Source organism: Mycobacterium asiaticum (assembly GCF_001673315.1).
Lineage (GTDB): Bacteria > Actinomycetota > Actinomycetes > Mycobacteriales > Mycobacteriaceae > Mycobacterium > Mycobacterium asiaticum_B.
In genome coordinates, this window is sequence record NZ_LZLQ01000001.1 from 26,228 (window position 1) to 35,936 (window position 9,709).

General features: G+C 65.0%; 11 protein-coding genes. 7 read left to right on the top strand and 4 right to left on the bottom strand.

The genetic code is table 11. The features are described 5' to 3' along the window. The first annotated feature begins 54 nt into the window (after positions 1 to 54). The 3 genes from A5636_RS00125 (at position 55) to A5636_RS00135 (ending at position 3,481) form a co-directional block, all read left to right on the top strand. Complete coding sequence (locus A5636_RS00125; protein WP_065156680.1) at positions 55 to 1,776, top strand: acyl-CoA dehydrogenase family protein; 1,722 nt, start codon at positions 55 to 57, stop codon at positions 1,774 to 1,776. Positions 1,777 to 1,841: 65 nt separating this feature from the next. Then, a complete protein-coding gene (locus tag A5636_RS00130; RefSeq protein ID WP_065156681.1) occupies positions 1,842 to 2,546 on the top strand; it encodes a TetR/AcrR family transcriptional regulator in 705 nt (234 codons plus the stop codon). Then, positions 2,543 to 3,481 carry a R2-like ligand-binding oxidase gene (locus tag A5636_RS00135; protein WP_065156682.1) on the top strand — a complete coding sequence of 313 codons (939 nt, stop codon included), beginning with the start codon at positions 2,543 to 2,545 and terminating at the stop codon, positions 3,479 to 3,481. The genes A5636_RS00130 and A5636_RS00135 overlap by 4 nt, the downstream gene beginning before the upstream one ends. Positions 3,482 to 3,503: 22 nt before the next feature. Here the strand turns inward: A5636_RS00135 and A5636_RS00140 are convergent, their stop codons facing one another. Beyond that, positions 3,504 to 4,880: an NADP-dependent succinic semialdehyde dehydrogenase gene (locus A5636_RS00140; protein WP_065156683.1), complete on the bottom strand. Its 1,377-nt coding sequence runs from the start codon at positions 4,878 to 4,880 to the stop codon at positions 3,504 to 3,506. 140 nt (positions 4,881 to 5,020) lie between these two features. On the opposite strand from A5636_RS00140, the gene A5636_RS00145 reads away from it, so the two are divergent. Then, on the top strand, positions 5,021 to 6,664 hold the full coding sequence (locus A5636_RS00145; RefSeq protein WP_065156684.1) for an acetolactate synthase large subunit: 1,644 nt from the start codon (positions 5,021 to 5,023) through the stop codon (positions 6,662 to 6,664). Here the strand turns inward: A5636_RS00145 and A5636_RS00150 are convergent, their stop codons facing one another. The 3 genes from A5636_RS00150 to A5636_RS00160 are packed head-to-tail and all read right to left on the bottom strand — an operon-like array spanning position 6,665 to position 8,272. Further along, positions 6,665 to 7,072 (bottom strand): TOBE domain-containing protein, encoded by a 408-nt coding sequence (locus A5636_RS00150; protein ID WP_065156685.1) that lies wholly within the window; start codon positions 7,070 to 7,072, stop codon positions 6,665 to 6,667. A gap of 19 nt (positions 7,073 to 7,091) precedes the next feature. Continuing rightward, positions 7,092 to 7,871 carry a hypothetical protein gene (locus A5636_RS00155; RefSeq protein WP_065156686.1) on the bottom strand — a complete coding sequence of 260 codons (780 nt, stop codon included), beginning with the start codon at positions 7,869 to 7,871 and terminating at the stop codon, positions 7,092 to 7,094. After that, positions 7,868 to 8,272 (bottom strand): hypothetical protein, encoded by a 405-nt coding sequence (locus A5636_RS00160; protein WP_065156690.1) that lies wholly within the window; start codon positions 8,270 to 8,272, stop codon positions 7,868 to 7,870. Before A5636_RS00160 ends, A5636_RS00155 begins: the two co-directional genes overlap by 4 nt. A gap of 113 nt (positions 8,273 to 8,385) precedes the next feature. On the opposite strand from A5636_RS00160, the gene A5636_RS00165 reads away from it, so the two are divergent. From A5636_RS00165 to A5636_RS00175, 3 genes are all read left to right on the top strand, one after another. Then, entirely contained in the window at positions 8,386 to 8,862 is a 477-nt protein-coding gene (locus A5636_RS00165; protein WP_253900426.1) for a hypothetical protein, read from the top strand. Continuing rightward, positions 8,859 to 9,167, top strand: a complete 309-nt coding sequence (locus A5636_RS00170) for a PE family protein (protein ID WP_065156688.1) — start codon at positions 8,859 to 8,861, stop codon at positions 9,165 to 9,167. The genes A5636_RS00165 and A5636_RS00170 overlap by 4 nt, the downstream gene beginning before the upstream one ends. Positions 9,168 to 9,169: 2 nt before the next feature. Beyond that, positions 9,170 to 9,709: PPE family protein (locus A5636_RS00175; protein ID WP_172827119.1), on the top strand; the 540-nt coding region annotated here is incomplete at its 3' end.

The window sequence follows — 9,709 nt, forward strand, 5'->3', positions numbered from 1 at the left end:
CGGTATTGCAGTACCGTCTACCCGTCCTGCCAGCACCTCTCGGGAGCCAACCACATGCTGCTCAACCCCAATGACCTGCAACGCAAGTATCCGGACAGCCGTTCGGGCGAGATCATGCAGGCGACGGTGGACTTCTTCGAGAACCGCGGCAAGGCCAAACTCAAGCACGACGATCACGAGCGCCGCTGGTATTCGGACTTTCTGAACCACATCGGGCAGCACCGCATCTTCGCCTCCCTGCTGACGCCGGCCGAATACGGTGCCTCGGATCCGGCTTTGGCCTGTCGTTGGGACACCTACCGGATCAGCGAATTCGCCGAAATCATCGGCTTTTACGGCCTGAGCTACTGGTACCCGTTCCAGGTGACAGCACTGGGTCTGGGCCCGATCTGGATGAGCGACAACGAGGACGCCAAACGCAAAGCGGCCGCGCAACTCGAACAGGGTGAGGTGTTCGCGTTCGGACTTTCGGAGCAGACGCACGGCGCCGACGTCTACCAGACCGACATGATCCTCACTCCGTCCGAGCACGGCTGGACCGCCACCGGCGAGAAGTACTACATCGGCAACGCCAACGTCGCCCGCATGGTCTCGACCTTCGGCAAGATCGAGGGCTCGTCGGGGAATCCCGACGAATACGTCTTCTTCGTCGCCGACTCCCAGCACGACCGGTACGACCTGAAGAAGAACGTCGTCAATTCGCAGAACTACGTGGCGAATTACGCGCTCCGGGAATACCCGGTGACCGAAGCGGACCTGTTGCACCGCGGCATGGGCGCGTTCCACGCCGCGCTGAACACGGTCAACGTGTGCAAGTACAACCTGGGCTGGGGCGCAATCGGCATGTGCACCCACGCGTTCTACGAATCGATCACGCATGCCGCCAACCGGCACCTGTACGGCACCGTCGTCACCGAGTTCAGCCATGTGCGACGGCTGCTCACCGATGCCTACGCCCGCCTCGTCGCGATGCGGTTGGTCGCGAGCCGTGCCAGCGACTACATGCGCAGCGCGTCCGCCGATGACCGCCGCTACCTGCTGTACAGCCCGCTCACCAAGGCCAAGGTGACCAGCGAAGGCGAGCGCGTCATCACCGCGTTGTGGGATGTCATCGCGGCCAAGGGCGTGGAGAAGGACACCTTCTTCGAGACTGTGGCCCGCGAGATAGGGCTGTTGCCACGGTTGGAGGGCACAGTTCACATCAACATCGGGCTGTTGGCCAAGTTCATGCCCAACTTCCTGTTCGCACCGGACGGCGCGCTGCCGCTCATCGGTCGGCGCGACGACGCGGCCGACGACACCTTCCTGTTCAACCAGGGGCCCACCGGCGGACTGGGCAAGGTGCGCTTCCACGACTGGCGGGCGCCGTTCGACAGCTATGGGCATCTACCCAACGTCGCGCTGTTGCGCGAGCAGATCGACGTGCTGGCCGAGATGCTGGCCGGGGCCACACCGGATGCCGCTCAGCAGAAGGACATCGACTTCGCCTTCGGCGTGGGGCAGCTGTTCGCCCTGGTGCCCTATGCCCAGCTGATCTTGGAGGAAGCGCCGCTGACGGGTGTGGACGAGGCGCTGATCGACGAAATCTTCAGTCTGCTGGTCCGCGACTTCAACAGTTATGCAGTCGAACTCCACGACAAGGCCGCTACCACCGCCGAGCAGGGCCGCTTCGCGCTGCGGATGATCCGCCGTCCGGTGCACGATTCTGCGACCTACGACAAGGTGTGGAAGGAATACGTGCTGCCGCTCAACGGCGCGTATGAGATGCGTCCATAGTCGCTTGACTGTGAACTAACTCACAGTAGTATGACCAGTGGTCATACCAGTTGGAAAGGGTTGTTATGCCGACGGTTACCTGGGCTCGAGTCGATCCGGCTCGTCGAACCGCTGTCATCGAAGCGGCGGAGGAGGAATTCGGTGCCCATGGGTTCTCCAACGGCAGCCTGAACGTCATCGCCCGGCGCGCCGGAGTGGCCAAAGGCAGTTTGTTCCAGTACTTCGCCGATAAGCGTGACCTGTACGCCTTCATCGCCGACGTGGCCAGCCAACGGGTGCGGGCTTACGTCGAGGACATCATCTGCGAGCTGGATCCGACCCGGCCGTTCTTCGCTTTCCTCACCGACCTGCTGGACGCCTGGGTGGCCTACTACGCCGAGCATCCCCGGGAGCGCGCGCTGCATGCCGCGGCGACCCTGGAGGTGGACACCGACGCCCGGATCAGCGTGCGAAACGTCATCCACCGGCACTACCTGGAGGTGTTGCGTCCGCTGGTGACCGAGGCACAGCGCCGTGGTGACGTGCGGGCGGACTCTGACACGGACGCGTTGCTGTCGCTGCTGCTGATGATTTTCCCGCACCTGGCGCTGGCGCCCTACATGCGCGGCCTGGACCCGATCCTGGGTCTGGACGAGCCCACGCCGGAGCAACCGGCGCTGGCGGTGCGCAGGCTGGTCGCGGTCCTTTCCGATGCCTTCGCGCCCCGCCCTTCGGCCGTCAGGGTTGAGTCCGCCGACCACGATCGCCCACGAAAGGCAGGGATCACATGACGCGCACGGGTTCCGGCTCCATGGTCGCCGGCGGTCTCAACTGGGATAGCTTGCCGCTCAAGCTGTTCGCCGGTGGCAACGCCAAGTTCTGGAACCCGGCCGATATCGACTTCTCCCGCGACCTGGAGGACTGGGAGAAGCTGTCGGATCGCGAGCGTCATTACGCCACTCGGCTGTGCGCGCAGTTCATCGCCGGCGAGGAGGCGGTCACCGAGGACATCCAGCCGTTCATGGCCGCGATGCGGGCCGAAGGCCGACTCGGCGACGAGATGTACCTGACTCAGTTCGCGTTCGAGGAGGCCAAGCACGTCCAGGTGTTCCGGATGTGGCTGGACGCGGTCGGCATGGCCGCAGACCTGCACAGCTACCTCGACGACCTGCCGACCTACCGTCAGATTTTCTACGACGTGCTGCCGCAGTGCCTCAACGCGCTGACCGACGATCCGTCGCCGGCAGCCCAGGTGCGCGCCTCGGTGACTTACAACCACATCGTGGAAGGCATGTTGGCGCTGACGGGCTATTACGCCTGGAACAAGATCTGCGTGGAGCGCGACATCCTGCCCGGCATGCAGGAACTGATCCGCCGCATCGGCGACGACGAACGACGCCACATGGCCTGGGGCACCTTCACCTGTCGGCGCCACGTCGCCGCCGACGATGCCAACTGGACCGTCTTCGAGGACCGGATGAACGAACTGATCCCGCTGGCGCTGCGCCTCACCGAAGAAGGTGTCGCGCTGTACGGCGAGAAGCCGCCATTCGACCTGTCGTCCGACGACATGCTGCAGTACGCCTCAGACAAGGGGTTGCGCCGGTTCGGCACCATCAGCAGTGCCCGCGGCCGCCCGGTGGGCGAAATCGACCTCGACTATTCGCCGGTTCAGCTGGAGGACGACTTCGCCGACGAGGATCAGCGGGCCCTGGCCGCGGTCTAGTTCTCTGCTCGCGGTCGAGTGGCTAGCCCACCCAGACCGTCTTGGCGTTGACAAACTCCCGGATGCCAAGGCCGGCCAGCTCGCGACCGTAGCCCGACCGCTTGATGCCGCCGAACCCGAGTTCGGGGTAGGACACGGTCATGCCGTTGATGAAGACCTGCCCGGCCTCGATGTCGTCGATGAACCGGCGCTGCTCGGCTTCGTCGTTGGTCCACGCGTTGGACCCGAGTCCGAAGCTGGTGGCGTTCGCGATCTCGATGGCCTCGTCGATGTCCTTGGCGCGGTACATCGACGCAACCGGACCGAAGACCTCCTCTTTGTACAGCGCCATGTCCTTGGTGATGTCGGTGACCACCGTCGGCGGGTAGAACCACCCCGGCCGGTCCGGCTTCTGCCCGCCGACACGGACTTTCGCGCCCGCCTTTACGGCAGCCTCGACCTGCTCGGCGATCTCGTCGCGGCCCGATTCGGTGGCCAGCGGGCCCACGTCGGTATCCGGGTCCGTCGGGTCGCCCACTTTCAGCGCCTGCATCTGCTCGGCGAACTTGTCGACAAAGGTGTCGTAGATGTCGGTGTGGATGATGAATCGTTTGGCCGCGATGCAGGACTGGCCGTTGTTCTGCACGCGGGCCTTCACCGCGGTCTTGACCGCCTCGTCGAGGTCTGCCGACGGCATCACGATGAACGGGTCGCTGCCGCCGAGCTCCAGCACGGTGGGTTTGATCTCGTCACCACAAATGGCGGCCACGGATTGTCCGGCCGGTTCGCTGCCGGTGAGGGTGGCTGCCGCGACCCGGGGGTCACGCAGGATGCGCTCGATGGCGCCCGACGAGATGAGCAGCGTCTGGAAGCAACCCTCCGGGAAGCCGCCGCGAGCGATGACGTCGGCAAGATACAGCGCGGACTGCGGCACGTTCGAGGCGTGCTTGAGGATGCCGACGTTGCCCGCCATCAGGGCCGGAGCGGCGAACCGGACGGCCTGCCAGAGCGGGAAGTTCCACGGCATGATGGCCAGCACCACGCCGAGCGGTTGGTAGCGGACGTAGGCCTGCTTGGCCCCGACCTTCGAGGCTTCCGCCGGTTCGTCGGCGAGCAACTTCTCGGCGTTCTCCGCGTAGTAGCGAAAACCCTTCGCGCATTTCAGCGTTTCGGCCTTGGCCGAGGCCAGCGTCTTGCCCATTTCCAGGGTCATCATCGCCGCGACGTCGTCGGCTTCTTTTTCCAGCAGGTCGGCCGTGGCGTTGGCCCATTCGGCGCGCTGGGCGAAGGTGGTGTTGTGCCGGTAGTCGAGGAAGCGTTCGTGGGCGCGCGCAATCGCGGCGTCGACTTCCTCGTCGGTGGCGGGGGTGAAGGTCTTGACTGTCTCGCCGGTGACCGGGTTGATGGTGGCGATTGGCACGCTGACATCCTTCGTCTTGGGGTACTTGAGAAAGGTCGGTATATCTAGCCTGCCACTACTGTCGAGTTGTCGGTTCCTCAGTGGTTCGATTCACGAACCGCATCGTCTCCGACGGGCGTGGCGAAAGGGAGGTGGCGCGGATGAGCACAGCGGCCGAGCTGATAGTCAAGTGCCTGGAGAACGAGGGAGTTGCTGTCGTCTTCGGAATCCCCGGTGAGGAGAACATTCGCCTCATCAAGGCATTGGCGGCGTCTGATATTCGCTACGTGCTGACGCGGCACGAGCAGGCCGCGGCGTTCATGGCGGAGATGTACGGCCGGGTCACCGGGCGCGCGGCGGTGGTGTCGGCCACCCTGGGGCCGGGCGCGATCAACATGCAACTCGGCGTCGCCGACGCCACCACCAACAGCACGCCCATGGTCGCGATCTCGGCGCAGGTGGGTCAGGACCGCGAGTACAAGGAGTCCCACCAGTACGTCGACCTGGTGTCGATGTACGCCCCGATCACCCGGTGGGCCGCCGACGTGCCGACGGCCAACGCCATCCCGGAGATGGTTCGCAAAGCCTTCAAACTCGCCGAGACCGAACGCCCGGCGGCGGTCTACCTGGCGATCCCCGAACACCTCGACCAGGACGACGCGGACTACGAGTTCGAGCCGTTGCCGCGCCGAGTCGTTCGCGCAGAGGCGCCCGCACCCAGGCAGGTGGCGCGGGCCGTGGACGTCCTGCGCAACGCGAAACGACCGGTGGCGCTGGCCGGGCACGGCGCCGCGCGCAGCGACGCGACCGAGGCGTTGGTCCGGTTCGCCAAAGAGACCGGTATCCGGGTGGCCAACACCTTCCACGGCAAGGGCGTCATGCCCGACGACGACCCCAACAGCATCGGGACACTGGGGTTCATGCGCCACGACTACGTCAACTTCGGGTTCGACAACGCCGACGTCGTCATCGCGGTCGGTTACGAATTGCAGGAGTTCGACCCCGTCCGGATCAACCCCAAGGGTGACAAGAAGATCATCCACATCCACCGTTTCCCCGCCGAGGTTGACGCGCACTACACGGTCGAGGTCGGGATCATCGGCGACATCAACGACTCGCTGAACGAACTGGCCGACGCGTTGGATGGTAAACGCTTCGACGACGCTGACGTGCCCGGGTCTGGTCTGTTGGAGGAGGAATTCGCGCGCGGCCAAGAGGATTCGCGTTATCCGCTGTCGCCCCAGCGGGTGGTCGCCGACACTCGAGCCGCCCTGGGCCGCGACGACGTCGTGCTCGTCGACACCGGTGCCACCAAGATGTGGATGGCCCGGCTGTACCCGACCTACGAGCGCAACACCTGCCTGATCTCAAACGGATTGTCCACCATGGGATTTGCTCTGCCGGGTGCGATCGGGGTGAAGGTGGCCCGCCCGGACGCCAAGGTGCTGGCCGTGGTCGGTGACGGCGCGTTCCTGATGAACTCTCAAGAGATCGAGACCGCGGTGCGGGAGAAGATTCCGCTGGTGGTGCTGATCTGGGAGGACGGCGGCTACGGGCTGATCGAGTGGAAAATGGACCTCGAACTCGGTGAGCACCACTACATCTCGTTCAACAACCCCGATGTGGTGAGTTACGCGAAGGCCTTCGGTGCAAAGGGCTATCGGATCGAGAAGGCAGAGGATCTGCTGCCGACGCTGCGGAAGGCGCTGGACGACGACGGGGTGTCGCTGATTTCCTGTCCGGTCGACTACTCCGAGAATCTGCGACTGACCGACCGGCTGGGGGAGCTGGACGAAACGCTGTGACTACGAGGCGTTTTCGGGGACATCCACGATCACCGTGGTGGCTTTGACGACGGCTACGGCGACGCTGCCGGGTTCGAGTTTCAGTTCCCGTGCGGCCTGTGTACTCATCAACGACACCACGGTGTGCGGTCCGCACTGCATTTCGACGTGGGTCATGACCTTGTCCGCGATCACCTTGGTGACCAGGCCGACGAAGCGGTTGCGTGCGGAGCTGTTGGTGCCAAGCGGATTCGTCGGCACAGCCGGGGCGTTGGTGCGCCAGAATTCGGCCAGCACTTCGCCGGCGATGACCTTGCGGCCGGATTCATCCTGACCGGCGGCCAGCATCCCCTGCTGTATCCACCGCCGCACGGTGTCGTCGCTGACGCCGAGCAATTCGGCGGCTTCCCGGATGCGTAGCTGCGACACGGACGGATCCTACCGTCGCTCAGTGTTGTTTCACGACCGATCGCGGTGCGGTTCGCCACTCGCGGCTGCCGTCCGGCAGCTGCCGCGGTGGATCGAGCAACAGGACGATTCGGTTGTCCAGCAGCACTGGATGCACCCAGTCGCCCAGCGAGATAGGTTCGCCCCGTGCCGGCCGGCGATGGTGTTGGTCGCGGACGTCGTCGAGCGGTATCAGCGTCGGTAACTCGTCGATAGTGGTTTCGCTCGGCAGCTGGTAGAGGCCCGGCACGGTGATGAACAATCCGTCATTGCCGGACAGGTACAGGCCCACCGCGGCCAATGCGCCCAGCACCCCGTCCTGTGTGCCGCCGTGTCCGGAGAGATGCACACCGAGGGTGCTGGCGAGTTCGCGAGCATCCTTGGTGCGCAACACTTCTCGCTTGGCTCGAGTCCCGAACTCGACCAGTTTGGCAACGTCGCCGAGTTGACTCGGGATGGCTACCACCAGCCCCGGGTCGGCATCGGGCGGGCATACCCGTTCCAGGAACCGGCCGGCCACGTCGATCACTTTGTCCGCCACGGCCTGCGGGTCCTGGTCGACGCTGCGCCAGGCCAGGCACGCGCTCGAATTGTGTGAGGTGTAGGGAATACGGTCGTCGACCAGCAACTGGTGCCGGGTTGCGCCCGCGGCCGTCCCTAGCCCCGCGTCGGCAAGCTCCCGTAACAGCGCTCGGGCACGGCGACCGGTGCCGGGGCTGGACAGATTGTCGGTGTCGTCGATGCCGACGAGGAGGTCCACGCCGGCTAAGGCGGGGCTCATGGGTTCACGGCAATCCGGTCGACGTCGCGAACCCATCGATCGCGGGGCAGTTGAGTCCCGGTGAGTTTGACTGTGTTTCGTTTGGTGACAGCCAGAATCACCAGGTCGGTTATTTCTGAGGCGGAAAGAGTCTGGGCGGGGTCGCGGCCTTCCACCCGTACCCATTCCGGATTCGCGGTACTCGCGGCGTTAAGGATCGACCGCACGGTGGGTCCTTTCTGGACTTGCGCTCCCCTCGATTGGGGCGTGGCGATTTCGATCTGGGGAAGGTCCCGCAGTTGTTGCAGCGTGAATCGCCGCAGCACCCGGTCGTGCTGTTGAACAACGAGCTCACCGGCGCTGTCGGTCGCGGTTGCGCATGCCTGGATGCCGGCGCCGACGAGGGACAAGACCGAAGCCACCACCAACCGCCGCTTGAGACGCACATGCAGAGAATATCTCCTGAAAATTCCGTATATGCGGCTGGGATCGCGGTAAAGTTCCGTACGTGATGACTACCCGGACAGTTTCAGGCGTGTCGTCGAGCTTCGCCCGTGAACTTTTGTTCCCCGTTCTGGCCGTGGTCCTGACGGTGGGTTACGCGGATGTCCGCATCCCGATGGGACTGCCCGGGCACCGCGGGCTGATTTGGCTCACGCTGCTGGTGGCGACCGTCCTCACGACTCATCGGCGGTCGACTGTGCTGATTGTCGGCGCCGCCGCCACGGTCGCGACGTTCGCAGTGCAGGCGCCGGTGGGCGGCGCTGGCAGTGCCCGTTACCTGGCCGCAGCGGTATTGCTCTACGCGGTCACTGCGTCGGTGGTGGTGCGGCGCCGACGATGGTTGGTGGTGCTCGCCGCCGCGCCGATTCACTTGGTAGCGCTGGCGGATTCGGGGCTGGTATTGGCAGGCCTGGCCGATAAGGCGTTGTGTCATCTCGGCTTCGGCCTGGCCGCGGGCGCAATGGGCTGGGTGACCGCGTTGGTCGTGAGCGGAAAGGGGCAGTCATGACTTTGCGAGTCGTTCCTGAAGGCCTGGCGGGAACTAGCGCGGCGGTGGAAGCGATTGCCGCTCGATTGGCGGCCGTGCACGCTGCGGCGGCCCCAGTGGTCTCGGTGGTGTCGCCTCCGGGTGCCGATCCGGTCTCGGTACAGGCGGCGCTGCAGTTCAGCGAAGAGGGCACGCAACACGAGACGGCGGTCGCCGCCGGGGTCGAGGTCCTGGGCCGAGCGGGTGTGGGGGTCGCTGCAGCGGGCACCAGTTATGCCGTCGGTGACGCGGCGGCGGCATCGACCTACCTGGGCACGGGCGTCTGATGATGTTGCTGCCGGTATGGATGGCTTCTCCACCTGAAGTGCACTCGGCAATGCTCAGCACGGGCCCGGGGCCGGGCCCGCTGTTGGCAGCAGCGCAGACGTGGACCGGTTTGAGTATCGAATACGATGCGGCGGCAACGGAACTGACAACTGTCCTGGCCAATAGTCAACAGGTTTGGGAGGGTCCGACGGCCGCGACTCACACCGCCGCCTATGGGCCTTACCTGGAGTGGCTGACACTGGCCAGTGCGGTCAGTGCCAAGCGAGCAGCTCGGCAGGAGACGGTGGCGGTGGCATACACCGCCGCGCTGGCAGCTATGCCGACCCTGGCGGAGTTGGCGGCCAATCATGCCGTCCACGCGGCATTGGTGGCAACGAATTTCTTTGGCATCAACACCATTCCGATCGCTGTCAACGAAGCTGACTACGCGCGGATGTGGGTACAGGCCGCCACCACCATGAGCACGTATCAGGCAACCACGGAGACCGCCAATGCGGCGGCCGCAACCGGGGGTGGTGGTAGTGGCTCCGGTGGGGGAGGC

What these genes read in the sequence shown, in the direction of transcription:
- A5636_RS00125 (WP_065156680.1), top strand. Translation starts at nt 55, where the DNA reads ATGCTGCTCAACCCCAATGACCTGCAACGCAAGTATCCGGACAGCCGT.
- A5636_RS00130 (WP_065156681.1), top strand. Translation starts at nt 1,842, where the DNA reads ATGCCGACGGTTACCTGGGCTCGAGTCGATCCGGCTCGTCGAACCGCT.
- A5636_RS00135 (WP_065156682.1), top strand. Translation starts at nt 2,543, where the DNA reads ATGACGCGCACGGGTTCCGGCTCCATGGTCGCCGGCGGTCTCAACTGG.
- A5636_RS00145 (WP_065156684.1), top strand. Translation starts at nt 5,021, where the DNA reads ATGAGCACAGCGGCCGAGCTGATAGTCAAGTGCCTGGAGAACGAGGGA.
- A5636_RS00155 (WP_065156686.1), bottom strand. Translation starts at nt 7,871, where the DNA reads ATGAGCCCCGCCTTAGCCGGCGTGGACCTCCTCGTCGGCATCGACGAC.
- A5636_RS00170 (WP_065156688.1), top strand. Translation starts at nt 8,859, where the DNA reads ATGACTTTGCGAGTCGTTCCTGAAGGCCTGGCGGGAACTAGCGCGGCG.